This window comes from Stenotrophomonas sp. LST15-1-1.1, assembly GCF_040815575.1.
GTDB classification, from domain to species: domain Bacteria; phylum Pseudomonadota; class Gammaproteobacteria; order Xanthomonadales; family Xanthomonadaceae; genus Stenotrophomonas; species Stenotrophomonas lactitubi_B.
On sequence record NZ_JBFPNJ010000023.1, the window covers coordinates 102,606 to 127,283 of the forward strand.

Sequence of the window (24,678 nt, forward strand, 5' to 3'; positions counted from 1 at the left end):
CCAGAGCCGACTGAGATCCCTCCCCTCAAGAGCCATTCCCATCATGTTGCTGAGCCGAATCCGACCCTTCGCGTTGTCGCTGGCGATCGCTGCGACCGTCGCTGCCTGCGGCGGCCAACCCCAGGCGCCCGAACAGGGACCGGGCCAGGTCAGCGTGGTCACGCTGAAGTCCGAGACCGTCGGCCTGACCCGTGAGCTGCCGGGCCGCACCAACGCCTTCCTGGTCGCCGAAGTGCGCCCGCAGGTCAACGGCATCGTCGCCAAGCGCCTGTTCACCGAGGGTGGGATGGTCAAGGCCGGCGAGCCGCTGTACCAGATCGAGGACGCCAGCTATCGCGCCCAGGCCAACAGTGCGCGTGCACAGCTGGCCCGCGCCGAAGCCACCGCCAATGCGGCGCGGTTGAGCGCCAAGCGCATCACCGAGCTGGCCAAGGTCGACGCGGTCAGCCAGCAGGATCTGGAAAACGCCGTGGCCGCGCAGAAGCAGGCCGAGGCCGATGTCGGCGCCGCCAAGGCCTCACTGGATGCCGCCAACGTGACCCTCGGTTATGCGCGCATCACCGCGCCGATCAGTGGTCGCATCGGCAAGTCCAGCGTCACCCAGGGCGCGCTGGTCAGCGCCGGCCAGGCCACGGCGCTGGCGACCGTGCAGCAGCTGGACCCGATCTACGTCGACCTCACCCAGTCCTCGGCCGAGCTGCTGCAGCTGCGCCGCGAACTGGCCGCCGGCCGCCTGCAGGACAACCAGCAGACGCCGGTCAGCATCCTGATGGAAGACGGCAGCACCTTCGAACACAAGGGCACGCTGGAGTTCTCCGAAGTCAGCGTCGATCCAGCCACTGGCAGCTTCGCGCTGCGGGTCAAGGTCGACAATCCCGATGGCCTGCTGATGCCGGGCATGTACGTGCGCGCGGTGATCGGCGGCGGGGTGCGCAGCGATGCGGTGCTGGTGCCGATGCAGGGCATCGCCCGCGATCCGAAGGGTGATACCAGCGCGATGGTGGTCGGCAAGGACAACAAGGTCGAAGTGCGCCCGGTCAAGGTCAGCCGCACCGTCGGCGACAAGTGGCTGGTCGAGGACGGCCTGAAGGCCGGTGACAAGGTCATCGTCGAAGGCCTGCAGAAGATCGGCCCGGGCATGCCCGTGAACGCCACCGAACAGGGCGCCGCCCCGGCCAAGCCGGCCGCCGCCCAACCTGCAGCTGCGGCCGCAGGCGCGAAGTAAGCGGAGAACCCTATGGCACGTTTCTTCATCGATCGACCCATCTTCGCGTGGGTCATCGCGATCATCATCATGCTCGCCGGCGGCCTGGCCCTGTTCAAGCTGCCGATCTCGATGTACCCCAACGTCGCACCGCCGGCGGTGGAAATCAGCGCCAGCTACCCGGGTGCTTCGGCCAAGGTGGTCGAAGACTCGGTGACGCAGATCATCGAGCAGAACATGAAGGGCCTTGATGGCCTGATCTACTTCTCCTCAAACAGCTCGTCCAACGGCCAGGCCACCATCACCCTGACCTTCGAGAGCGGTACCAACCCCGACATCGCCCAGGTGCAGGTGCAGAACAAGCTGCAGCTGGCGATGCCACTGCTGCCGCAGGAAGTGCAGCGGCAGGGCATCAACGTGGCCAAGTCCAGCTCGGGCTTCCTGAACGTCATCGCGTTCGTGTCCGAAGACGGCAGCATGGATGCCAACGACATCGCCGACTACGTCGGCTCCAATGTCGTGGACCGTCTCAGCCGCGTGCCGGGCGTGGGCAACATCCAGGTGTTCGGTGGCAAGTACGCCATGCGCATCTGGCTGGACCCGAACAAGCTGCACACCTACGGCATGTCGGTGCCGGAAGTGGTTGCTGCGGTGAAGGCACAGAACGCGCAGGTGGCCATCGGTCAGCTGGGTGGTGCGCCGTCGGTGAAGGGCCAGCAGCTCAACGCCACCATCAACGCGCAGTCGCGCCTGCAGACCCCGGAACAGTTCCGCAACATCATCGTGCGCGGCGCGCAGGACGGTGCCGAACTGCGCCTGGGCGACGTTGCCCGCGTCGAGCTGGGCGCCGAGTCGTACGACTTCGTCACCCGCTACAACGGCCAGCCGGCCAGCGGCCTGGCGGTCACCCTGGCCACCGGCGCCAACGCGCTGGATACCGCGGCCGGTGTCGATGAAACCCTGAAGGAACTGGAAGGCTTCTTCCCGGCCGGTTTGAAGGCCGAGATCCCGTACGACACCACCCCGTTCGTGCGCGTGTCGATCAAGGGCGTGGTGCAGACCCTGCTCGAAGCGATCGTGCTGGTGTTCGTGGTGATGTACCTGTTCCTGCAGAACTTCCGCGCCACCCTGATCCCGACCATCGCCGTGCCGGTGGTGCTGCTGGGTACCTTCGGCGTGCTGTCGGTGCTGGGCTTCTCGGTGAACATGTTGACCATGTTCGCGATGGTGCTGGCCATCGGCCTGCTGGTGGACGATGCCATCGTGGTGGTGGAGAACGTTGAACGCATCATGTCCGAAGAGGGCCTGTCGCCGCTGGAAGCCACCCGCAAGTCGATGAGCCAGATCACCGGTGCGCTGGTGGGTATCGGCCTGGTGCTGTCGGCGGTGTTCGTGCCGATGGCCTTCATGAGCGGCTCCACCGGTGTGATCTACCGGCAGTTCTCGGCGACGATCGTGTCGGCGATGGCGTTGTCGGTACTGGTGGCGATCGTGCTGACGCCGGCGCTGTGCGCGACCATGCTCAAGCCGCTGAAGAAGGGCGAGCACCATGTCGCCCACCGCGGTTTCGCCGGTCGCTTCTTCAACGGCTTCAACCGCGGCTTCGACCGTACCAGCGAAAGCTACCAGCGCGGCGTGCGCGGCATCCTGCATCGCCCGTGGCGGTTCATGGGCATCGTGGCCGCACTGTTCCTGCTGATGGGCGTGCTGTTCGTGCGCCTGCCCAGCTCGTTCCTGCCCAATGAAGACCAGGGCGTGCTGATGGCGCTGGTGCAGGCCCCGGTGGGTGCAACCCAGGAGCGCACGCTGGAATCGATCGCCGCGCTCGAAAAGCACTTCATGGAAAACGAGAAGGGTGCCGTCGAATCGGTGTTCTCGGTGCAGGGCTTCAGCTTCGCCGGCATGGGCCAGAACGCGGGCATGGCGTTCGTCAAGCTGAAGGACTGGAAGGATCGTGACGCCGACAACGGTGTGATGCCGATCACCGGACGTGCGATGGCTGCACTGGGGCAGATCAAGGATGCCTTCATCTTTGCCTTCCCGCCGCCGGCCATTCCGGAGCTGGGTACGGCTTCGGGTTACACCTTCTTCCTGAAGGACAACAGCGGCCAGGGCCATGAGGCACTGCTGGCGGCCCGCAACCAGCTGCTCGGCCTGGCGGCCGGCAGCAAGAAGCTGGCCAACGTGCGTCCGAACGGCCAGGAAGACACCCCGCAGTTCCGCATCGATATCGATGTGGCCAAGGCCAGCTCGCTGGGCCTGTCGATCGACCAGGTCAACACCACCCTGGCCACCGCGTGGGGCAGTTCGTACATCGATGACTTCATCGATCGCGGCCGCGTCAAGCGCGTGTTCGTGCAGGCTGACCAGCCGTTCCGCATGGTGCCGGAGGACTTCGATCTCTGGTCGGTGAAGAACGACAAGGGTGAGATGGTTCCGTTCAGCGCCTTCGCCAGCAAGCATTGGGATTACGGTTCGCCGCGCCTGGAACGCTACAACGGCGTGTCGGCCACCGAAATCCAGGGCGAACCGGCCCCGGGCGTGGCCTCCGGTGATGCCATGGCCGAGATCGAACAGCTGGCCAAGCAGTTGCCGGCGGGCTTCGGCGTCGAGTGGACGGCGATGTCCTACCAGGAACGCCAGGCGGGCTCGCAGACGCCGCTGTTGTACACGCTGTCGCTGATGATCGTGTTCCTGTGCCTTGCTGCGTTGTACGAAAGCTGGAGCGTGCCGACCTCGGTGCTGCTGGTGGCGCCGCTGGGCATCCTCGGCGCGGTGCTGGCCAATACCTTCCGCGGCATGGAGCGCGACATCTATTTCCAGGTGGCGATGCTGACCACGGTGGGCCTGACCAGCAAGAACGCGATCCTGATCGTCGAGTTCGCCAAGGAGCATCTTGAGAAGGGCGCAGGGCTGATCGAAGCGACGATGCATGCAGTGCGCGACCGTCTGCGCCCGATCATCATGACCTCGCTGGCCTTCGGCATGGGCGTGCTGCCGCTGGCGATCTCCAGCGGTGCCGGCTCCGGCGCCAAGCAGGCGATCGGCACCGGCGTGCTCGGCGGCATGGTGGTCGGCACCGTGCTCGGCGTGTTCTTCGTACCGCTGTTCTTCGTCGTGGTGCAGCGCGTGTTCAAGAAGCGCAACGCCGCCGAGTGATGACAACCGGTAGCGCCGGGCCCGGCCCGGCGCTACCACCGTGACCCCCAAGGTGTCGCTATGAAATTCTCTTCTCTTGCAATATCCCTTGCCACCGCGCTCGCGCTCAGCGCGTGCGGCACCCTGGCACCGAAGAACACCGCCGTGGCCCCGGCCATTCCGTCGCAGTGGCCGGCGGAAGCCGCACAGGGCGAAGTGGCCGATGCGGCCGCGGTCGGCTGGCGCGACTTCTTCACCGATGAGCGCCTGCAGCAGGTGATCGGCCAGGCGCTGGACAACAACCGCGACCTGCGCGTGGCCGTGCTCAACGTCGAGAAGGCGCGTGGCCAATACCGCGTGCAGCGCGCTGACCGCGTGCCGGGCGTGGCCGTGACCGGGCAGATGGATCGCCGCGGTGGCGACGTGCCGGTGACCGAGCAGTTCAGCGCGGGCGTTGGCGTGGCCGAGTTCGAACTGGACCTGTTCGGTCGCGTGCGCAACCTGAGTGAAGCCGCGCTGCAGCAGTACTTCGCCGTAGCCGCCAACCGCCGCAACGCACAGCTGAGCCTGGTGGCCGAGACCGCCACCGCCTGGTTGACCTACGGCGCCGACCAGCAGCGCTTGGCGATCGCCGAAGCCACGGTGAAGACTTATGAGGATTCGCTGCGGCTGGCCGAAGCACGCCATGAGCGTGGTGGCAGTTCGGCGCTGGAACTGACCCAGACCCGCACCCTGGTCGAGACCGCGCGCACCGATGCGGCGCGTCTGCGCGGGCAGCTGGCCCAGGACCGCAACGCGCTGGCGCTGCTGGCCGGTGGCCAGTTGGATCCGGCGCTGCTGCCGGACAGCATCGCGCCGCAGGTGCTTGCGCTGGCACCACCGCCGGCCGGCCTGCCCAGCGACGTGCTGCTGCAGCGCCCGGACATCATGGCGGCCGAACATCAGCTGCTGGCCGCCAATGCCAACATCGGTGCCGCACGCGCTGCGTTCTTCCCCAGCATCTCGCTGACCGGCAGCATCGGCAGTGGCTCGAATGAGCTGTCGGGCCTGTTCGACAGCGGTACGCGGGTGTGGAGCTTCCTGCCGAAGATCACCCTGCCGATCTTCCAGGGTGGCAAGCTGCGCGCGAACCTGGCGGTGGCCAACGCCGATCGCGATATCGCACTGGCGCAGTACGAAAAGTCGATCCAGAGCGGTTTCCGCGAAACCGCCGACGCGCTGGCATTGAACGTGAGCCTGGATGAGCAGGCTGCCTCGCAGCAGCGACTGGTGGAAGCAGCCGAGCAGGCCAACCGTCTGTCGCAGGCACGCTATGACGCCGGCCTGGACAGCTTCGTCACGCTGCTGGATGCACGTCGTACCGCCTACAACGCGCAGCAGTCACAGCTGCAGACGCAGCTGGCGCAGCAGTCCAACCGCATCACGCTGTACAAGGTGCTGGGCGGCGGCTGGCACGAGCGCGGGTAAGCCGCGCTGATTCCGGTAGCGCCGGGCCATGCCCGGCGGCTCTTCCACCCAATATTCAGGGCGCCTGAAGCAGGCTGCGCTGCGCGCTCGCCGGGCATGGCCCGGCGCTACCAGCGGGTCGGGATCATCGGAGATCGTGAAGTTGCCGGCCAGCGGCCGGCACCACCGGTCACACCGCTTCGTCATCCCGCCGCTCGCTGCGGCAGGAGCGTACCCGGGTCAGCGCGTCGCCGGCTTCGCGCGCCATCCTTTCGTACTCGGCGCGGATCTCTTCCAGACGCTCTTCGTCCAGTTCTTCCAGGTCCAACAGCTCGTTGTTGGCCTCGGCAGTGGCGCGGATCAGTTCATCCAGCTTGATCTGCATCGCCGCCGTGTCCGAGTTCTGCGTGTGCTGGATCAGGAACACCATCAGGAAGGTGATGATCGTGGTGCCGGTGTTGATCACCAGCTGCCATGTATCGTTGAACTTGAATATCGGGCCGCTGATGCCCCACAGCACGACGATCGCCACCGCAGCCAGGAAGGTCCACGGCGAGCCGGTGGCGGCCGCGGCCTTCTTGGCGATCGTATTGAACAGGTTCCTTGCGCTCATCGTCATCGATCCACTGGAATGACGACGATCATCGGCACGTGGGCGTGCAGGTGCCGTGCAGTCGAGCGTGGGCTCAGGCGCGCAGGCGCGGTGCTTCCTGGCTGCGCACCGGGCTGGCCAGGTAGACGTGCTGCCAGCAGCGTTCGACGAATTCGCGGGCCTGCTCTTCGGTCATGCGCGGCATGATCTGCAGGGCGTACTGGGTCTGGAACAGCTCATCGCGCTGCGCATTGCTGGCGCGTGGTTGGGTGATCAGCGAATCACAGGCGAACTTGATCCACGGCACATAGGTGCCGAACGAGGTGTGCGCGAGTGCGCCATCGGCGTGCTGGCGGCGCCAGTAATCCAGCTCCGCATCGACATTGATGACCGGGGGAATGGCGGGAACTTCAGCGTGCATGACGATCCAATCGGTTGAAGGTGAAAGGGAGTGAGGGCCCATTACAGTGTGGCCCGGGCGGTGGTGCATGGCGCGTCAGCGCGATGTGCAGCCAGCGTGGCGATGGCGCAGCAGTTGTGCGTGTTCAACTGCACCCAGGCGTTCGGCCATGGCGGCCATCGCATTGCACAGGCGCACCAGGTCGCGGGGATGGTCGTGCAGCAGATCCTGCTGCATGTCCTGGTAGGCGCTCCAGAACGAGGCACTGCGCTGGTGCAGTGCGTATTGCTGCTGCAGTCGGTCCCAGATCGCGGCCAGGGCCGGGTCGCTGGGAGGACGTACGGCATGCGCTTGCATGGTCGGCTCCAACCCGGGGCGGGGGCCCCGGTTGCCTTCCACCCTAGACGTGGCGGCGCAGCAGGATGTTAGTGGCGCGTATGCACTGCACGCAGCTGACTGCGCAGCAGTTCACGTTGAAGCAGGCAGACGCTGCCGGCACAAGGCTGTGCCGGCACTGAAGCGTTCATCAAGGCGGACTCATCAGCCGTAGCGGATGCTCATTCGCCGATGTCTTCGTTCCAGATTTCCGGATGTTGCGCAATGAAACCGCCGAGCAGGTCCACGCACTCCTGGCTGTCCAGGTCGATCACGTTGACGCCGTTTTCGCGCAGCCAGTCGATGCCGCCCTGGAAGGTGCGCGATTCGCCGACCACCACCGTGCCGATGTTGAACTGCCGCACCAGGCCCGAGCAGTACCAGCAGGGCGCCAGGGTGGTGACCATGATGGTGTCCTGGTAGCGGCGCTGGCGGCCGGCCTTGCGGAAGGCATCGGTCTCGCCATGCACGGACGGGTCGCCTTCCTGCACGCGGCGGTTGTGGCCGCAGCCGAGCAGGCGGCCGTCGTTGTGGTACAGCGCCGCGCCGATCGGCACACCGCCTTCGGCCAGGCCCTGGCGGGCTTCGGCAATGGCGGTCTGCAGCAGGGCCTGGTAGTCGGGCGTGGTGATCATGCGGGGCTCCGGTAGGTCGTGGGGCGCCATGATACGGCCAGCGTTCCCCGCAGGGGCCCGGCGGTGCGATAATCGGGGCATGAGCGAATCCCCCTACAAATCCGGTACCACCCATTTCGGGTTCCGCGACGTTGACGCCAAGGACAAGCAGAAGCTGGTCGGCCAGGTGTTCACGTCGGTCGCGCGCAACTACGACCTGATGAACGACCTGATGAGCATGGGCGTGCACCGGGCATGGAAGCGCTACTACGTAGCCACCGCGCAGGTGAAGCCGGGTGACCGCGTGCTCGACCTGGCCGGTGGCACCGGCGATATCGCCGCGCTGCTGAAGGAGCGGGTCGGTGCCGAGGGTTCGGTGGTGCTGGGCGACATCAACGCCGGCATGCTGTCGGTCGGCCGTGACCGCCTGACCAACCGCGGCCTGGTGCTCGGCCTGGACTACGTGCAGTGCAACGCCGAAGCCCTGCCGTTCCCGGACAACAGCTTCGACCTGGTGACCATCGCCTTTGGCCTGCGCAACGTGACCGACAAGGACGCTGGCCTGCGCGAGATGTTCCGCGTGCTGAAGGTGGGTGGCCAGGCACGCGTGCTGGAGTTCTCCGAAGTCACTGCGGACTGGTTCAAGCCGATCTACGACTTCCACTCGTTCAAGATCCTGCCGAAGCTGGGCAAGCTGTTCGCCAACGATTCGGACAGCTACCAGTACCTGGCCGAGAGCATCCGCAAGCATCCGCCGCAGGAAGAGCTGAAGGCGATGATGGGACAGGCGGGCTTCGAGCGCTGCCACTACAAGAACCTGACCGGCGGCATCGTCTCGATCCACTCCGGCTACAAGCTGTAAGCCTCGCTTTGGTAGGTGCCAACCTTGGTTGGCACATGCCCGTTCGCGAGCGGTGATGGATCCGTGCCAACCAAGGTTGGCACCTACCAGAGGCAGGAAGGTGGGCCCAGGGCCCGCCCGCGAGCGATGACGCAGCAATCCGCCGTGGTAGTTGCCAACCTTGGTTGGCACCTGCCGGGCCATCGCGGGGGCGACCATTACCCCGCACCGCGCAACGCTTCCCGGCCGGGGGAGAGGTACCATTGGGGTTTGATCCCCCGTAACGGTCCCGATTCATGCGCAATCCGCTGATGCTCCTTCCGCTGGCCGTGGCCCTGGCCGCCGGCTGCTCCCAGGAGGCGGCCGCACCCGCCGCCGCCCCGACTGCCCAGAAGGCTCCCGCCGCCCCCGTGAACGCCGAAAACCGCAGCCACGATGAAAGCTCGTACGCCGAGCCGGACAAGGTCGTCGTCAAGGACATCGCGCTGGACCTGAAGCTGGACTTCGACCAGAAGCAGATCGGCGGCACCGCCACCTACACCCTGGAATGGAAGCAGAAGGACGCCAAGCAGCTGGTGCTGGACACCCGCGAGCTGAGCATCGCCAAGGTCGAAGCGATCGCCGCTGACGGTGCGCGCAGCCCGCTGCAGTTCGTGCTGGCCCCGGCCGACAAGGTGTTCGGCAGCAAGCTGACCATCGAAACCCCGGAACAGCCGGCCAAGGTCGAAGTGACCTACCACACCGCACCGACCGCTTCGGGCCTGCAGTGGCTGGCGCCGTCGATGACCGAGGGCAAGAAGCTGCCCTTCATGTTCAGCCAGTCGCAGGCGATCCACGCCCGTTCCTGGGTACCGTTGCAGGACACCCCGAGCGTGCGCTTCACCTACAGCGCGCACGTGGTCTCGCGCCCGGACGTGATGGTGCTGATGAGCGCCGACAACGATCCCAAGGCCGCGCGTGACGGTGACTACACCTTCAAGATGCCGCAGCCGATTCCGTCCTACCTGCTGGCCATCGCCGCCGGCGACCTGGTGTTCGAGCCGATCTCCGGCCGCTCCGGCGTCTGGGCCGAGCCGACCATGGTCAACAAGGCCGCCAAGGAATTCGAAGACACCGAGAAGATGATCGGGGCCGCCGAGAAGCTGTACGGCGAATACCGCTGGGGCCGCTACGACATGCTGGTGCTGCCGCCGTCGTTCCCGTTCGGCGGCATGGAAAACCCGCGCCTGACCTTCGCCACGCCGACCGTGATCGTCGGCGACAAGTCGCTGGTCTCGCTGGTCGCCCATGAACTGGCGCACAGCTGGTCGGGCAACCTGGTGACCAACGCCAGCTGGAAGGACATCTGGCTCAACGAAGGCTTCACCACCTACGTCCAGGGCCGCATCACCGAAGCCCTGTACGGCAAGGAGATGGCCGAGATGGAAAAGCAGATCGACCAGACCGATCTGCTGGCCGAAGTGAAGGACATGAGCCCGGCCGACCAGGCGCTGGCGCTGCCGCCGCTGAACGAACGTGACCCGGACGAAGCCCTCAGCCAGGTGGCCTACGTCAAGGGTTCGTGGTTCCTGGAATTCCTGGAACAGCGTTTCGGCCGCGAAACCTTCGATCCGTTCCTGCGCGGCTGGTTCGATGACCACGCCTTCCAGAGCGCCAACACCGACCAGTTCGTCGAGTACCTGAAGAAGAACCTGCTGCCGAAGAATCCGTCGGCGGTCACCGAGGCCGAACTGAAGGCGTGGCTGGACGAGCCGGGCATTCCGTCGTTCGCGGCCAAGGCGCAGTCGCGCAACTTCAGCAGCGTCGATACCGCGCGCATCGCCTTCGCCAGCGCCGGCACCGTGCCAAGCAGCCAGGTGATCGCTGAGTGGAGCACCCAGGAGTGGGTGCGCTTCATCGACGGCCTGGGCGCCACCCAGCCGCTGGACAAGCTGGCCACGCTGGACAAGGCCTTCCACTTCACCGGCACCCCGAATGGCGAGATCGCCATGCGCTGGTACCCGCTGACCATCCGCAGCGGCTACGAGCAGGCCAATGAAGCGGCTGCCGCGTTCATCGAGCGTGTCGGCCGTCGCAAGCTGATCCTGCCGATCTACGCTGAATTGGTGAAGACCCCGAAGGGGCTGGAGCTGGCCAAGCAGGCGTTCGAGAAGGCCAAGCCGGGCTACCACCCGATCACCACCGCCTCGGTGCAGGACATGCTGGCCAAGGCTGAAGCCAAGTAAGAAAACGCGCCGGGCACTGCCCGGCGCTTTTTTTGTAGAGTCGAGCCATGCTCGATGGGCTTTTCAACAGCAGTCGAGCATGGCTCGACTCTACAAAAAAGCGCAAACACGAAGGACCTCCTCCATGAAACGACTGATCCTGCTCACCGCCTGCACGCTGGCCCTGGCCGCCTGCAGCAACCCCGAGGAAGAACGCAAGGCGCAGGAGGCCGCCGCTGCCGCCGTACAGGCGCAGAAGGAAGCCAAGGCCGAGGATGTGGCCAAGCAGTACGACATGGCCGTGGCCGCGCAGGACTGGGAGCGCGCGCGCCTGCATGGCGCCTCGCTGCTGGACCAGTACAAGGACACCGCCGCCGCCGAGCGCATCGCCGCCGGCTTCGACGAGGTCAAGGCCAAGGGCGATGCCGCGCGCGACCTGCGCCGCATGCAGGCGCTGTGGCAGTACAACCAGATTCCGGTCGGCAGCAAGGGCAACCAGGTGTCGGCACAGATCTTCAGCAAGGAGCGGGTGGACGTGGATGGCAGCGGCGCCAAGCCGGTGCAGCTGGTGTTCCGCGATCATCCCGAATGGAAGCGTCATGCCTACCTGGTGCTGCAGGCCGGCGATTTCCGCTGCCCGCAGTGCACGGTGAAAGTCACGGTGGACGATGGCAAGCCGATCTCCATGGCGGCATGGCGGCCGAAGACCGACGAGGCGATCGCCCTGTTCATCACCGACCAGAAGGCGCTATGGAAGCTGGCAGCCAAGGGCAAGTCGATCCGCATCGAATTCCCGGTCAAGGCCGGTGGCACGCGCACGGCCGTGTTCGAGACCGGTGGCGTGGATGCCAGCCGCATGCCGGCGTGGTGGCGTTGACCGTGCAGGCACCGGCGGCTGCTTCGTCGCTGTCGGCGATCCGCCACTGGGTGTTCGACATGGATGGCACGCTGACCGTGGCGGTGCATGATTTCGCGCGGATCAAGCGCGAACTGGCGATTCCGCAGGAGGATGACATCCTCACCCATCTGGCCGGGTTGCCGGCCGCAGAGGCCAGCGCCAAGCACGCCTGGCTGCTGGCGCACGAGCGTGCGCTGGCCGCTGCTTCCCAGCCGGCAACGGGAGCGGTGGCGCTGGTACGCGCGCTGCAGGGCGCCGGCTGCCGGCTGGGCATCCTGACCCGCAACGTGCGCAGCCTGGCGCAGGTCACCCTGCAGGCGATCGGGCTGGGCGACGTCTTTGCCGAAGACGACATCATCGGCCGCGACGAGGCCGAGCCGAAACCCTCACCGGCCGGGCTGCAGTACTTCCTGCGGCGTTGGCAGGTGGAACCTTCGCAGGTGGTGATGGTAGGCGACTACCGCTTCGATCTGGAATGCGGCCGCGCGGCGGGCAGCCGCACGCTGCTGGTCAATGCCCCGGACAACCTGTGGCCGGACATGGCCTGTTGGCACCTGGCCGATTGCGCGGCCGTGCTGGAGCGCTGGCGAGGCTAGCGCGGCGCGCTCGACGCGTTGTGGCGGGCACCTGAGGACCGCGCCGGCGGTCAACTCTCGACTGTCATCACAGTGTATTGTGCGAGGCCGCCTGGACGCGCTTCTAACGCCCGGCAGGGGGTGAAGCGCAGGTGGTCGGGGAACCGTCGCCGCTCACTGCCGCGGCCTGATCGGCGCTGCGGCGAGCGTTGGAGGTGGCGGCGGGTGGTCCTGCCGCGCTGGCGGGTGTGTCGGGTTGCACGTTGTACGGTGTGGCCCGCTGCCAAGGATGGGGCATGGGTGTCCTTGGCTCCATTTCTGGATTCCTTTCATGCTCCGAGCTGTGTGGGTGTCGCTGTACCGGCGTCTGTGTCCGATTGCCGCCTTCTTCCTGTTTGGCCTGGCCGCCCTGTCGTTGTCGCGACTGGGGTTGGCGCTGTGGCACGCTGCGCGGGTCAGTGCTGCCGATGGCTGGGCCACGGTGCTGCTGCAGGGCCTGCGGGTGGATGTGGCCACCCTGTGCCTGCTGTACGGCATCCCGGCAGTGCTGGCGCTGCTGTTGCCGCTGGAAGGGCGCATGGGCCGCGCCTGGCGCCATCTGCTGCGGTGGTGGCTGATCCTGGCGAGCGTGCTGCTGGTGTTCATGGAGCTGGCCACGCCGAGCTTCATGGCCGAGTACGGCCTGCGCCCCAATCGCCTGTTCCTGGAATATCTGATCTATCCCGAAGAAGTCGGGATGACGCTGCTGCGCGGTCATCTGGTGGCTGTGGTGATCGAAGTAGCAGCGGTGATCGTGCTGTTCTGGGCATTGCTTCGCGGGTCGCGGCGCTGGGTCGGCAACAGCCCGACGGTCGCAGTCGAAGCCGGATGGCTATGGCGGCTGCCATTGGCGTTGCTGGTGCTGCTGCTGGCGGCGCTGGGCGTGCGTTCCAGCCTGGGTCATCGGCCCTTGAATCCGGCGCTGGTGGCATTCTCCACCGACCCCACCATCAACGCCTTGCCGCTGAATTCGCTGTACACCGTCGGCTATGCCGCGCGGCAACTGGCGACCCGCAGCGAAACCTCTCGCGTCTACGGTGACCTGCCGCTTGCCGAGGTGGTCAGCGAACTGCGCGCCAGCAGCGGCCTGCCGGCATCGGCGTACGTCTCCGACGTGTTGCCGAGCCTGGTGCTGCGTCCGCCGCAGTACCAGGGCAAGCCGCGCAATCTGGTGATCGTGCTGGAAGAAAGCCTGGGCGCGCAGTTCATCGGCAGTCTCGGCGGACGACCGTTGTCACCCAACTACGATCGCCTGAGCACACAGGGTTGGGCGTTCGAGCGGCTGTATGCCACCGGCACGCGTTCGGTGCGCGGCATCGAGGCGGTCCTGACCGGGTTCCCGCCGACCCCGGCCGAATCGGTGGTGAAGCTGCCTGCCAGCCGCCAGCGCTTTTTCACCCTGGCCGATGTGCTGGGGCGGCATGGCTACGACACCGGCTTCTATTACGGCGGCGAAAGCCACTTCGACAACATGCGCGAGTTCTTCCTCGCCAACGGCTTCACCCGCATCGTGGACCGCAAGGATTACCGCAAGCCGGCATTTGTCGGCTCTTGGGGCGCGTCGGATGAAGACCTGTTCGGCCGCGCCGACCAGCAGTTCCGGCAGCTGAAAGCGCAGGGCAAGCCGTTCTTCGGCCTGGTGTTCACCTCCAGCAACCACGATCCGTTCGAGTTCCCGGACGGCCGCATCGACCTGTACGAGCAGCCGAAACAGACCCGCGACAACGCTGCCAAGTACGCCGACTACGCGCTGGGCGAGTTCTTCCGCAAGGCGATGGCCTCACCGTACTGGGAGGACACCGTGTTCCTGGTGGTGGCTGACCATGATTCGCGGGTGTTCGGCAAGAACATGGTGCCGATCGGCAACTTCCATATTCCCGGGTTGATCCTCGGCGGCGGCATCGAGGCGCGCCGCGATACCCGCATCGTCAGCCAGATCGATCTGCCGCCGACGCTGTTGTCACTGCTGGGCATTGCCGATCCCACCCCCACGGTGGGGCAGGACCTGACCGACCTGCAACGGCTGCAGCCGGGACGCGCGCTGATGCAGTACGACCGCAACCTGGCGTGGATGGAGGGTAACGATGTGGCCATCCTGCAGCCGGACAAGCCAGCGCAGGGCTTCCGCTACGACCCGGCCAGCGATCAGTTGCAGCCGCAGCCGCTGCGGCCGGAACTGGCGCGGCGCGCACATGCCTACGCGATGTGGGGCACGCTGGCCTACGAAAAAGAGCTGTACCGCTTGCCGGAGAAGGCCAAGCCCTGAGCTGGGGGTAGCGCCGGGCCATGCCCGGCGAGCGCGAAGCGCGTGCTGCATCCAGAATCGAAGGTGTCTGGTCGGAAAGCCGCCGGGCATGGCACCGGCGCTACCAGAGCGGTGCCGGCCGCTGGCCGGCGGTGTCGACCAAGGTCGACACCCACCGAGCGGGTGCGCGGGCAGTTCGGTTACACGCTCAACGCGTAACCGAACTGCTGCTTGAACTGCTCATTGAACTCATCAAAGGTGAAGCGCTGGTTCTGGGTGCCTGGGTGTTCGACCTTCAGCGCGCCCATCAGGTTGCCCATGCGGCCGATGGTCAGCCAGTCGAAACCCTTCTGGATGCCGTAGATCAGGCCGGCGCGGAAGGCGTCGCCACAGCCGGTCGGATCGACCACGCGACGCTCGTGCGCCGGCGGGATGTCGTAGCTCTTTTCCGGGGTATGGATCACCGCGCCCTTCGGGCCGCGGGTGGTGATGTAGGCCTTGACCCGGCTGACGATCTCTTTTTCGTTCCAGCCGGTGCGTTCCTGCAGCAGGTTCGACTCATAGTCGTTGACCACCACGTAATCGGCCTGCTCGATGAACTCGCGCAGTTCCGGGCCGTTGAACAGCGGCATCGCCTGGCCCGGGTCGAAGATGAACGGCACGCCGTCTTCGTGGAATTCCAGCGCGTTCTGGATCATGCCTTCGCGGCCGTCCGGGCCGACCAGGCCCAGGCTGACGCCCGGCACGTCGCGCACGTGGTTTTCGTAGGAACGCATCATCGCGCCCGGGTGGAAGGCGGTGATCTGGTTGTTGTCGTGGTCGGTGGTGATGAACGCCTGCGGGGTGAACAGCTCATCGATCACGCGCACGCGGGTGAGGTCGATGCCCAGTGCATCGAAGTGCTCGCGGTACGGGCCGAAGTCCGAACCCACCGTGCCCATCGGGATCGGATCGCCACCCAGCAGGTGCAGGTTGTAGGCGATGTTGCCGGCGCAGCCGCCGAACTCGCGGCGCATGCGCGGCACCAGGAACGACACGTTCAGGATGTGCACCTTGTCCGGCAGGATGTGATTCTTGAACTGGTCCGGGAACACCATGATGGTGTCAAAGGCAAGAGAACCACAGATCAGAGCGGACATCGATGTAAGCCTATGCGGTGAATTTTGGGGTGGGCCGGCCCACTTCGGCAGGCAAGCAAACGGCGCCCTTGGGCGCCCGACGGCGCAAAGGTTACCCGCTGGTGCCGCTCAGGGCCAGAACCGGGTGATGCCTGATCAGGCCGAAAGCCTGTGAAGGCGCGGGTTCAGCTGGATTTCTCCTTGCTCGGCGGCAGGCGGGTTGCTAGGCTTGTCGACCTCGATTTCTGCCCATTTTTTCGCCATCCCGCGTTGGGCGCGACACCCCTCAGGATCAACTCCCAGATGTTCAAGAAACTGCGCGGCATGTTCTCCAATGACCTGTCCATCGACCTGGGCACGGCCAACACCCTCATCTATGTGCGTGGGCAGGGAATCGTGCTGAACGAACCGTCCGTGGTCGCAGTGCGCCAGGATCGCGCCATTGGTGGTACCCGGTCGGTGGCAGCCGTTGGCGCCGAGGCCAAGCAGATGCTCGGCCGTACCCCGGGCCACATCACCACCATCCGCCCGATGAAGGACGGCGTCATCGCCGATTTCACCTACACCGAGGCGATGCTCAAGCACTTCATCAAGAAGGTGCACAAGTCGCGCTTCCTGCGCCCGAGCCCGCGCGTGCTGGTCTGCGTTCCGGCCGGCTCGACCCAGGTCGAGCGCCGCGCGATCAAGGAGTCGGCCGAGGAGGCCGGTGCCCGTGACGTGTTCCTGATCGAAGAGCCGATGGCAGCCGCGATCGGCGCCGGCATGCCGGTCACCGAAGCCCGTGGCTCGATGGTCATCGATATCGGCGGCGGCACCACCGAGGTGGCGGTGATCTCGCTCAACGGCATCGTCTATTCCGCGTCGGTACGCATCGGCGGCGACCGCTTCGACGAATCGATCACCAACTACGTGCGCCGCAACCACGGCATGCTGATCGGTGAAGCCACCGCCGAGCGCATCAAGGTCGAACTGGGCTGTGCCTACCCGCAGGCGGAAGCGATCGAGATGGAAATCTCCGGCCGCAACCTCGCCGAGGGCGTGCCGAAGATGATCAAGATCAGCTCCAACGAAGTGCTTGAAGCGCTGCACGAGCCGCTGTCGGGCATTGTCAGCGCGGTCAAGCTGGCACTGGAGCAGACCCCGCCGGAACTGTGCGCCGACGTCGCCGAGCGCGGCATCGTGCTGACCGGTGGTGGCGCACTGCTGCGCGACATGGACCGCCTGATTTCCGAGGAGACCGGTCTGCACGTGCAGGTGGCTGACGACCCGCTGACCTGCGTGGCCCGCGGTGGCGGTCGTGCGCTGGAACTGGTCGACATGCACGGCAACGAGTTCTTTGCGCCGGAATAAGCCGTCCCGGCTGCCTGCGCCCGCAGCGCCCCTCCGGGGTGCGGCCTGCCACATCGGCGGGCCGGCACCGGCGGGGCGCCCGCGTGTTTCCCATCCGTCTTCTGCCAGTTGAATCGCTGCCGTGCCGCCCTACGCCGGACCTCCCGTCGCTTCCCGATCCGGTGATGCCGCCAGCCCGCTGCGGCTGCTGGCCTATCTCGCACTGGCAATCACCTTGATCGTCCTTGACGACCAGGCCGGCTGGCTGGCGCGTCTGCGCGAGCAGGCCAACAGCCTGGTGCAGCCGGTGTGGGCCCTGGCCGGCCTGCCCGGCAAGCTCGGCGGGCAGGTGCGCGACTCCGCCGCCAGCCACGGCCAGCTGGTCACCGAGAACCGCGAGCTGCGCAACCAGCTGCTGCTGGCCAACGCCCGCCTGACCCGTCTGCAGACCGCCGCGCTGGACAACGCCCAGCTGCGCGAACTGCTGAACGTGGCCGAGCGCAGTGGCCTGGACGTGCAGCTGGCGCCGATCCTGGACATCGACCTGGACCCGGTCAAGCAGCGCCTGGTGCTGGATGCTGGCAGCCGCGAAGGCGTGCACGTCGGCCAGGCGGTGATCGATTCCGGCGGCCTGATGGGCCAGGTGATCAACGTGACTGCGGGCAGTTCCACCGTGCTGTTGCTGACCGACCCCGACCACGCGGTGCCGGTGACCGTGGCCCGCAACGGCGTGCGCCTGATCGTCTACGGCCGCGGCGACAAGCTGGAACTGCGCGACATCCCGCTCAGCGCCGGCGTGGAAGTGGGCGATGAGATCGTCACGTCCGGGCTTGGCGGTCGCTTCCCGGCCGGATTCCCGGTGGGCACCATCACCGCGCTGCGCCCGGACGATACCCATGCCTTCCTGGTGGGTGAACTGAAACCGGCCGCGCAGCTTGATCGCGGTCGCGACGTGCTGCTGCTGCGCCCCGGCGCTGCCATTCGCTTGCCTGCGGCCAGCGAATCGCTTCAGCCAGGTTCGCCTTCGGCAAAACAGGCTGCCGAGGGGGCATCCCACCTTACCCCCGCGCCTTCGGCGCGCCCTCCTCAACAAGAGGGGGGCTCTCCCCCAGCCAGCTCCACGGGAGTGCCGGTCGCTGGCCGGCAACCGTCCTCGTCTTCGACGGGGACGGCTGCCCCCACACCTTCGGCGACGCAAACCTCTCCGGTAGTGCCGGCCGCTGGCCGGCAACCGCAGCAGACCCAACCGCAGCCGGAGGCGCAACGATGAGCCGCCTTCGCGACAACCGCTGGGTGCTGCCGGCCAGCGTGGTGGTGGCCCTGCTGCTGGGCCTGCTGCCGTTGCCGACGCTGCTGCAGCCGCTGCGCCCGTATTGGCTGGCCCTGGTGCTGGCCTACTGGGTGATCGAAGCGCCCGAGCGCGTCGGTCTTGGCATCGCCTTCGCCAGCGGCGTCGTCGCCGACCTGCTGTATGGCGGGGTGCTGGGCGAACAGGCGTTGCGGCTGGTGATGCTGGCCTTCATCCTGCAGCGCTTCCGCGCGCGCATCCGCTTCTTCCCGATGTCGCAGCAGATGCTGGCCATCGGCGGCCTGCTGTTCAACGACCGCATCGTCAGCGCGCTGGTCCACATCATGGTGGGCGAGCCCACCCTGCCGTGGTCGTACTGGTGGGCACCGCTGCTCGGCATGGGCCTGTGGCCGCTGGTGTTCGTGCTGCTGGATGCGGTGCGCTTCGGCAAGCGCGGGCGCTGAGCCATGCTGCCGCGCCGCCAGGTCAAGAATCCGCACGCCGAAGCCGAACAGTTCCGGCGCCGCGCGGCGCTGGGCTTCTTCGGCGTGCTGGTCTGCCTGCTGGGCCTGGGCGGCTGGTACTTCAAGCTGCAGGTGCTGGACCACGACATCTACGCCACCCGCTCCGAAGCCAACCGCATCAAGCCGCGGCCGGTAGTGCCAGGGCGCGGCATGATCTATGACCGCAACGGTCGCCTGCTGGCCGAGAACGTGCCGGCGTTCCGCCTGGATGTGACCCCGGACAAGGTCAAGGACATGGATGCCACCCTGGAAGGGCTGGCGAAGATCATCCAGATCAGCCCGGAAGAGCTGGAAGCGTTCAACAAGTCGCGCAAGGCGCGCCGCAAGTTTCTGCCGGTCACGCTGAAGCTGCGCATGAGCGATGAAGAAATGGCGCGCTTCGCCGTGGACCGCTGGCGCTTTCCCGGCGTCGAGCTGGAGCCCTACCTGACCCGTCGCTATCCCTATGGCGACCTGTTCGCGCACATCATCGGCTACGTCGGCCGCGTGGACGACAGGGATCTGGAGATCCTCGGCGAAGGCAATGCCGCGCTGACCCACATCGGCAAGTCCGGCCTGGAGCGCTATTACGAGCAGGAACTGCGCGGCAAGGTCGGCTACGAGCAGGTCGAGACCAACGTGCAGGGCCGCGCGATCCGCACCATCGGCCGTGTCGCCGCGCAATCCGGCGCCGACCTGCGTCTGTCGATCGACGCCGACCTGCAGCGCGCGATGGTGGCCGCCTTCGGCGATCAGGAAGGCTCGGCGGTGGCGATGGACCCGCGTACCGGTGAAGTGCTGGCAATGGTCAGCCTGCCGTCCTACGACCCGAACCTGTTCGTGAACGGCATCTCGCATGCTGATTTCAAGGCGCTGAACGACAACCCGTCGCGCCCGCAGTTCAATCGCCTGGTACTCGGCGGCGTCGCTCCCGGTTCCACCCTGAAGCCGTTGATTGGCCTGGCCGGCCTCGATTCGGGCGTTCGTCGTCCGGAGGACAAGGTGCTGTCGACCGGCATGTTCTACCTGCCGGGCACCTCGCGTGGCTGGGGCGATTCGCACCGTGGCGGTCACGGCTGGACCGATCTGCGCAAGTCCATCGCGCAGTCGGTCAATACGTATTACTACCGGCTGGCGTTGGACCTGGGCATCGAGCGGTTCGACCACTACATGGAGTACTACGGCTTCGGCCAGCCGACCGGCATCGATCTGACCGGCGAGATCTCCGGCATCCTGCCGTCGCCGGCCTACAAGCGGAAGAGCCGCAAGGAAGCGTGGTATCCCGGCGACACGGTGAACATCAGCATCGGCCAGGGTGACTGGAAGGTCACCCCGCTGCAGCTGGCCCGTGGTGTCAGCGGCCTGGCCAATGGCCAGCTGCGCACGCCGCACCTGGTGATGCAGCAGCGTGCGGGTTTCGACAGTGACTGGGTGGCGACAGAGCCCGGCCCGAGCAAGCCGGTCAGCCCCAACCCGAACAATCTTCAGGCCGTGCGCGAAGGCATGATGGCCACCATGCTTCCCGGCGGCAGCGCCGCACGCATGGCGGCCGGCGCGCCGTACACGATGGCGGGCAAGACCGGTACCGCGCAGGTCGTCAGCCGCAAGGGCACCGCCGCGGTCAATCCCAGAAGCCTGCCGATGCACCTGCGCCACCGTGCGCTGTTCGTCGGCTTCGCGCCGGCCGAGCAGCCGGTGATCGCGTTGGCCATCGCCGTGGAAGGCGGCGGTTACGGCGGCGCGGCGGCCGCACCGATCGCGCGCAAGATCTTCGATGCCTGGCTGCTGGGCAAGATGCCTGAAGGCATGCAGCCGCTGGACAGCGAGCGCGGCACCACCGCGATCGGTGCGACTGCCTTCGACAATGAAGACGTGGGCGCACGCCAGGCCGGCGATATCGCGGCCGCACAGTTGGCCGAGCATCCGGTGCTGATCGGTGTTCCTGCGCCGGAGCCTGTGCCGGTACCTGCGCCCGGTGCGCCTTCTGCGGCAACCGTGCCGGCCGGCACGCGCCCGACCCCTGCTGCGGAGGCTGCGCGATGAAGGAGTTCCTGCGCTGGGCCGGCGAAATGCTGCAGCGGTTCTTCAGCAGCCTCGACTGGCTGCTGTGCCTTGCCTTGGGCGCGCTGATGGTGATCGGCCTGGCGACGTTGAAGAGTGCTGGCGGCGATGGCCTGGTGATGGCGCAGGGCGTGCGTTTTGCTGTGGGCCTGGCGGCGATGTGGGGCATCTCGCGGGTGCCGATCCTGCGCATCCGCTCGGCGACGCCGCTGATCTATGCCATCTCGATGATTCCGTTGCTGGCGGTGTTCGTGCTGGGCACGGGCAAGTACGGCCGGCAGTGGCTGGACCTGAAGTTCTTCTACCTGCAGCCGGCCGAGCTGCTCAAGGTCAGCCTGCCGATGATGGTGGCCTGGTACCTGCACAAGATGCCGCTGCCGCCGCGCTTCAACACGGTGCTGGTGGCGATGGTGATCATCGGCGTACCGACCGGGCTGGTGATGCTGCAGCCGGACTTCGGCACCGGCGTGCTGATCGCCGCCAGTGGTGTGTTCGTGCTGCTGCTGGCCGGCCTGCCGTGGTGGTGGGTGGGGCTGGGCGTGGGCGGTGTGGCCGCGGTCGCACCCGTCGCCTGGTTCTGGCTGCTGCGGCCGTACCAGAAGGACCGCATCATGATGTTCCTGGATCCGGAAATGGATGCGCTGGGCGCGGGCTGGAACATCATCCAGTCGAAGATCGCCATTGGTTCGGGTGGTTTCGATGGCAAGGGCTGGGGCGAAGGCTCGCAGTCGCACCTCAATTTCATTCCCGAGCAGACCACGGACTTCGCGTTCTCGGTGCTGAGCGAGGAGTTCGGCTGGATCGGCGTGGCGCTGGTGCTGACGCTGTATCTGGTGGTGATCGGGCGCTGCCTGTGGATCGCCAGCCAGTCGCGCGATTCGTACTCGCGCCTGCTGGCCGGTGCCACGGGTCTGGCGTTCTTCGTCTATGTGCTGGTGAACGGCGGGATGATCTCGGGCCTGCTGCCGGTGGTGGGCGTGCCGATGCCGTTGATCAGTTACGGCGGTACGTCGGCGGTGTCGCTGCTGGCGGGGTTCGGGTTGGTGATGGCGGTGCGTCGTCACAATCCGGTGCATGGTGGTTACGGGTAGTTTCCAGCCATCGGCGCAGCCCCTCGTGGGTGGTTGCTGAAAGCAACAGCCGTGGTTGGCCGGGCGGGGTGGATTCGCGGGGGACGCCGTGAACCCATCCTTGGGGGCTTGGCCGCGGCATCCATGCCGCGGACACCCCCACGAACCCACCCCGCCCGGCCTCGGACAGTTTCCTGCGGTGGCCACCCACGCAAAGAGAAATAAAGCAGAGCAGAAGCGGGTCGCTTCGCTCTTTGTAGTGCCGAGCCATGCTCGGCTCAGGGCCTGCGTGCGCGCGTGGGCTTGGCTCCACAGGGACGCACGCATCACGCCGCCTGCAACTGCACGTCCACATATTCCGACAGGCCTCGGCAGGCCAGCAGCAGACCTTCGCGGGCGTCGTCGCCCAGTTGCTGCGTGTCGTCGCCGTCCACGCGCACGCGTTCGCTGGCGTGCAGCAGTTCCAGCAGGAAGGTCAGCCCGGCATTGGCGCGGTCGATGCGTGCCATCGCCATGCACTGCGCGTGCGTTCGCCCCTTGCGTGGCCACGGCTGGCCGTCGGCGGCTTCCACTTGGCGGATGCGCTGCAGGCAGTCCAGCAGGGTAGGGCTGCCTGGACTGTTGGCGGCCTGCGTGGCGGTGAGCGTGGTTTCCAGTGCGCGGGCGATGTCGTCCGGCAGCTGGTGGGCGGCCTCGCCCAGCGTGGCGAACAGGTACGGGTAGGTGGAAGCGGACATGGCGGCATCCTTGTGCGGTAGGCAAGGGCCACCCCCCGTGCATGCGAGGGGGGCGGACGATGCGTGGCTCCAATACCGGTGACCAAGTGTGAAAGCGCCGGCGGGCACGAGGCCCTCCACGCACCGCCCGCCAAAGACGCACGGACGGATTGCCAGCCGACGCCGCTCAACAAGGAGAAAGCGACGCCGGCTGGCAAGCGTAAACAACACTTGGGTCAACGGGATTGGAGTCCCGTGCCACCCGTTGTCGGTGGCACTACATGATGTGCACGGGAGCCCCCGCTGCTCCAATCAGAATTGTTTGAAACCCGGAAAATCCGCACACGAAAGGGATCCGTCACGCGGAGTGTCGATAGCGACAAACAGCGCTGACAGCTTCGCGAAAGCGCCGGTTGCTACCGTGCCACGGGTGAAATGGAAACGAATGCTTGGCGGCTGCCGTGAGGCAGTGCGCACGATCGATCTGCCGTTGCTGGTCGCGTTGTTTATCCTGATGGGCGCGGGCCTGGCGGTGCTGCACAGCGTGAACGGACCGGTGGCGGGGCAGGCGATGCGCTTCGCCGGTGGCCTGGTGGCGATGTGGCTGTTGTCGCGGGTCTCGCTGCTGCGCCTGCGCGCGTGGACACCTGCCATCTATGCATTGTCGATGCTGCCGTTGATGGCGGTGTATGTGATCGGTACCGGTAAATACGGGCAACGCTGGCTCAACCTCGGCGTGTTCTATCTGCAGCCCTCGGAGCTGCTCAAACTCAGCCTGCCGTTGATGATGGCCTGGTATCTGCACCGTCAGCCGTTGCCGCCGTCACCGCGCACGGTGCTGACGGCAGCAGTATTGATCGGGGTGCCAGCGGTGCTGATCCTGATGCAGCCCAACCTGGGTACGGCCACGCTGGTGACCGCCAGCGGCGTGTTTGCGTTGCTGCTGGCTGGCCTGCAGTGGCGTTGGGTGGTGGCCGGCTTGAGTGCGGTGTCGGTGGCTGCGCCACTGGCGTGGTTCGGGCTGCTGCGGCAGTACCAGAAGAACCGTGTGCTGACCTTCCTGGATCCTGCCGCCGATCCCTTGGGCACCGGTTGGAACATCCTGCAGTCGCGCATCGCCATTGGCTCCGGTGGCATGCAGGGACGTGGCTGGGGGCAGGGCACGCAGGCGACGTTGGATTTCCTGCCCGAGTACACCACTGATTTCGCGTTCTCGGTGTTGGCCGAAGAGTTCGGCTGGATCGGGGTGGTGACGGTGTTTGCCTTGTATCTGTTCGTGGTCGGGCGTTGCCTGTCGATCGCGGTGCAGGCACGCGACACGCACGCGCGGTTGTTGGCCGGCAGCCTGGGCCTGGCGTTCTTCGTGTACGTGCTGGTCAACGGCGGGATGATTTCCGGCTTGCTGCCGGTGGTGGGTATTCCGATGCCGCTGATCAGCTACGGCGGCACCTCGGCGGTGTCGTTGCTGGCGGGCATCGGTCTGGTGATGGCGGTGTGCGGGCATCGGCCGGTACACGCGTAGGTTTCCAGCCAACGGCGCAGCCCCTCGTGGGTGGCCGCTCAATGCGATTCATCGATTGGGCCGGGCGGGTTGGGTTCGCGGGGGACGCCGTAAATACGTCCCTGTAGGCTTGGCCGCGCCATCCATGGCGCGGACACCCCCGCGAACCCAACCCGCCCGGCCTCTGACGGTTTCCTGCGGCGTCCACCCACGCAAGAAGGAAAAAGATCAAAAGCAAAAGCAGCATGGCCGGTTGCCCGCGCTTCCAGTAGAGCCGAGCCCGCGCTCAGCTCAGAGCGAAGCGACCCGCTGTTGCTCTTCTTTTTCTTTTCCGTGGGTAGACGCCACAGGAACGTGTCCGTGGCCGGGTAGATGGGCTGCGCAGGGGCGTGAGCCGCATGGATGCGGCGACCGAGCTTACAGGGACGTACTTGCAGCGGCCCCTGCGCAGCCCATCTACCCGGCCCTCCCCATGAATCGCTTCGCGGCCACTCACAAGGGGCTGCGCCGTTCGCCGACCT

Annotated in this window: 20 protein-coding genes; 14 read left to right on the top strand and 6 right to left on the bottom strand. The window is 66.5% G+C overall.

What is annotated here, in order from left to right:
• The first annotated feature begins 43 nt into the window (after positions 1–43).
• The 3 genes from smeD to smeF are packed head-to-tail and all read left to right on the top strand — an operon-like array spanning position 44 to position 5,809.
• Entirely contained in the window at positions 44–1,225 is a 1,182-nt protein-coding gene (gene smeD, locus MRBLST15_RS10820; protein WP_099820612.1) for a multidrug efflux RND transporter periplasmic adaptor subunit SmeD, read from the top strand.
• A 12-nt stretch (positions 1,226–1,237) separates the two neighbouring features.
• Positions 1,238–4,363, top strand: coding sequence for a multidrug efflux RND transporter permease subunit SmeE (smeE, locus tag MRBLST15_RS10825; RefSeq protein WP_265952005.1), 3,126 nt, complete (start codon positions 1,238–1,240; stop codon positions 4,361–4,363).
• Positions 4,364–4,423: 60 nt separating this feature from the next.
• Positions 4,424–5,809, top strand: coding sequence for a multidrug efflux RND transporter outer membrane subunit SmeF (gene smeF / locus MRBLST15_RS10830; protein WP_265952006.1), 1,386 nt, complete (start codon positions 4,424–4,426; stop codon positions 5,807–5,809).
• A 169-nt stretch (positions 5,810–5,978) separates the two neighbouring features.
• On the opposite strand, the gene MRBLST15_RS10835 is transcribed toward smeF, so the two are convergent.
• The 4 genes from MRBLST15_RS10835 to MRBLST15_RS10850 all read right to left on the bottom strand — a co-directional run bounded on the left by MRBLST15_RS10835 (position 5,979) and on the right by MRBLST15_RS10850 (position 7,790).
• Positions 5,979–6,401: a low affinity iron permease family protein gene (locus MRBLST15_RS10835; protein ID WP_265952007.1), complete on the bottom strand. Its 423-nt coding sequence runs from the start codon at positions 6,399–6,401 to the stop codon at positions 5,979–5,981.
• Between the two features lie 73 nt (positions 6,402–6,474).
• Positions 6,475–6,801, bottom strand: a complete 327-nt coding sequence (locus MRBLST15_RS10840; RefSeq protein WP_265952008.1) for a hypothetical protein — start codon at positions 6,799–6,801, stop codon at positions 6,475–6,477.
• Positions 6,802–6,876: 75 nt separating this feature from the next.
• On the bottom strand, positions 6,877–7,137 hold the full coding sequence (locus MRBLST15_RS10845; protein ID WP_367785897.1) for a hypothetical protein: 261 nt from the start codon (positions 7,135–7,137) through the stop codon (positions 6,877–6,879).
• Positions 7,138–7,337: 200 nt separating this feature from the next.
• Positions 7,338–7,790, bottom strand: a complete 453-nt coding sequence (locus MRBLST15_RS10850; protein WP_005411083.1) for a nucleoside deaminase — start codon at positions 7,788–7,790, stop codon at positions 7,338–7,340.
• A 79-nt stretch (positions 7,791–7,869) separates the two neighbouring features.
• Between MRBLST15_RS10850 and ubiE the strand changes: the two genes are divergently transcribed.
• The 5 genes from ubiE to MRBLST15_RS10875 all read left to right on the top strand — a co-directional run bounded on the left by ubiE (position 7,870) and on the right by MRBLST15_RS10875 (position 14,592).
• Positions 7,870–8,631: a bifunctional demethylmenaquinone methyltransferase/2-methoxy-6-polyprenyl-1,4-benzoquinol methylase UbiE gene (ubiE, locus tag MRBLST15_RS10855; RefSeq protein ID WP_025877269.1), complete on the top strand. Its 762-nt coding sequence runs from the start codon at positions 7,870–7,872 to the stop codon at positions 8,629–8,631.
• Between the two features lie 275 nt (positions 8,632–8,906).
• On the top strand, positions 8,907–10,835 hold the full coding sequence (locus MRBLST15_RS10860) for a M1 family metallopeptidase (RefSeq protein WP_367785898.1): 1,929 nt from the start codon (positions 8,907–8,909) through the stop codon (positions 10,833–10,835).
• Positions 10,836–10,959: 124 nt separating this feature from the next.
• Positions 10,960–11,691: a hypothetical protein gene (locus MRBLST15_RS10865; protein ID WP_367785899.1), complete on the top strand. Its 732-nt coding sequence runs from the start codon at positions 10,960–10,962 to the stop codon at positions 11,689–11,691.
• Entirely contained in the window at positions 11,679–12,308 is a 630-nt protein-coding gene (locus MRBLST15_RS10870; RefSeq protein ID WP_367785900.1) for an HAD family hydrolase, read from the top strand. Before MRBLST15_RS10865 ends, MRBLST15_RS10870 begins: the two co-directional genes overlap by 13 nt.
• A 310-nt stretch (positions 12,309–12,618) precedes the next feature.
• Positions 12,619–14,592, top strand: coding sequence for an LTA synthase family protein (locus tag MRBLST15_RS10875; RefSeq protein ID WP_367785901.1), 1,974 nt, complete (start codon positions 12,619–12,621; stop codon positions 14,590–14,592).
• Positions 14,593–14,771: 179 nt separating this feature from the next.
• Here the strand turns inward: MRBLST15_RS10875 and MRBLST15_RS10880 are convergent, their stop codons facing one another.
• On the bottom strand, positions 14,772–15,710 hold the full coding sequence (locus tag MRBLST15_RS10880; RefSeq protein WP_049463859.1) for a carbohydrate kinase family protein: 939 nt from the start codon (positions 15,708–15,710) through the stop codon (positions 14,772–14,774).
• A gap of 282 nt (positions 15,711–15,992) precedes the next feature.
• On the opposite strand from MRBLST15_RS10880, the gene MRBLST15_RS10885 reads away from it, so the two are divergent.
• The 5 genes from MRBLST15_RS10885 (at position 15,993) to rodA (MRBLST15_RS10905) (ending at position 21,961) form a co-directional block, all read left to right on the top strand.
• Positions 15,993–17,039, top strand: coding sequence for a rod shape-determining protein (locus MRBLST15_RS10885; protein WP_025877255.1), 1,047 nt, complete (start codon positions 15,993–15,995; stop codon positions 17,037–17,039).
• Between the two features lie 121 nt (positions 17,040–17,160).
• Complete coding sequence (gene mreC, locus MRBLST15_RS10890; protein WP_367785902.1) at positions 17,161–18,288, top strand: rod shape-determining protein MreC; 1,128 nt, start codon at positions 17,161–17,163, stop codon at positions 18,286–18,288.
• Positions 18,285–18,770 (top strand): rod shape-determining protein MreD, encoded by a 486-nt coding sequence (gene mreD / locus MRBLST15_RS10895; RefSeq protein ID WP_265952016.1) that lies wholly within the window; start codon positions 18,285–18,287, stop codon positions 18,768–18,770. Before mreC ends, mreD begins: the two co-directional genes overlap by 4 nt.
• Positions 18,771–18,773: 3 nt before the next feature.
• Positions 18,774–20,852: a penicillin-binding protein 2 gene (mrdA, locus tag MRBLST15_RS10900; protein WP_367785903.1), complete on the top strand. Its 2,079-nt coding sequence runs from the start codon at positions 18,774–18,776 to the stop codon at positions 20,850–20,852.
• Positions 20,849–21,961 carry a rod shape-determining protein RodA gene (rodA, locus tag MRBLST15_RS10905; RefSeq protein ID WP_312704725.1) on the top strand — a complete coding sequence of 371 codons (1,113 nt, stop codon included), beginning with the start codon at positions 20,849–20,851 and terminating at the stop codon, positions 21,959–21,961. The genes mrdA and rodA (MRBLST15_RS10905) overlap by 4 nt, the downstream gene beginning before the upstream one ends.
• 305 nt (positions 21,962–22,266) lie before the next feature.
• Here rodA (MRBLST15_RS10905) and MRBLST15_RS10910 read toward each other — a convergent pair whose 3' ends face one another.
• Positions 22,267–22,677 (bottom strand): hypothetical protein, encoded by a 411-nt coding sequence (locus tag MRBLST15_RS10910; protein WP_265956148.1) that lies wholly within the window; start codon positions 22,675–22,677, stop codon positions 22,267–22,269.
• A 424-nt stretch (positions 22,678–23,101) separates the two neighbouring features.
• Here MRBLST15_RS10910 and rodA (MRBLST15_RS10915) point away from each other — a divergent pair, with 424 nt between their 5' ends.
• Positions 23,102–24,178, top strand: coding sequence for a rod shape-determining protein RodA (gene rodA / locus MRBLST15_RS10915; RefSeq protein WP_367785904.1), 1,077 nt, complete (start codon positions 23,102–23,104; stop codon positions 24,176–24,178).
• The last annotated feature ends 500 nt before the right edge of the window (positions 24,179–24,678 follow it).